At 71.2% G+C, this 787-nt stretch carries 1 protein-coding gene; it reads left to right on the top strand.

Annotation, left to right across the window (positions count from 1 at the left end):
* The coding region (locus IE107_RS34545) for a GlxA family transcriptional regulator (protein WP_189548285.1) at positions 1 to 787 on the top strand (787 nt) is incomplete at both ends.

The following is a 787-nucleotide window of genomic DNA, read 5'->3' as shown; positions in this document are numbered from 1 at the left end:
GTACGGGACGGGTGGTCGTGCTGGTGCTGCCCGAGGTGAACCTGTTGGATCTCGGCGGCCCGGTCCAGGTCTTTGATGCGGCAGCCCACTTGGGAGGCTGCTATCGGCTGGAGTACGTCGCCGAGACCGGTGGGGTGCGCTCGGCGCAGGGGCTGGAGCTCGCCGGGCTCCAGCCGCTTGCGGCGACGCAGGCGGGACCGGGTGATCTGGTGCTGGTACCGGGGCCACGGCTGACCGGATCCGACCAACTGGTGTCGAGCGCCGCAGTGCGATGGCTGCGGGATGCCTATGACGCGGGGGCGCGGGTGGCGTCGGTGTGCAGCGGTGCCGCGGCCCTGGGAGAGGCGGGGCTGCTGGATGGCCGGGCGTGCACGACGCACTGGTCACTGACCGGAGCGATGCGCGAGCGGTATCCGGCAGCCCGGGTCCGCGAGGCGGCACTGTACGTCCACGACGGGCGCATCAGTACCAGCGCGGGCATCTCCTCCGGGATCGACCTTGCGCTGTCCCTCGTCGAACGCGACCACGGCCCGGAACTGGCCGCCGCCGTCGCCCGTGAGCTGGTGCTCTATCTACGGCGGGACGGCGATGCTGCCCAGATCAGTCCATTCCTGCGCTACCGCGACCATGTGCAGCCCGCCGTGCACCGGGTGCAGGACCACCTGGCTCAGAACCTGGATGCCCCGCACTCCCTCGACGAGCTCGCCGCCGTTGCCCATCTGTCGCCGCGTGGTCTGACGCGGGCCTTCACCACGGCCACGGGGATCACTCCGCTGGCCTACCAGCG

The organism is Streptomyces gelaticus (assembly GCF_014649535.1).
Taxonomy (GTDB): domain Bacteria; phylum Actinomycetota; class Actinomycetes; order Streptomycetales; family Streptomycetaceae; genus Streptomyces; species Streptomyces gelaticus.
Note: the sequence above shows the minus strand (reverse complement) of the source record. Positions and strands in the feature narration are given on the sequence as shown.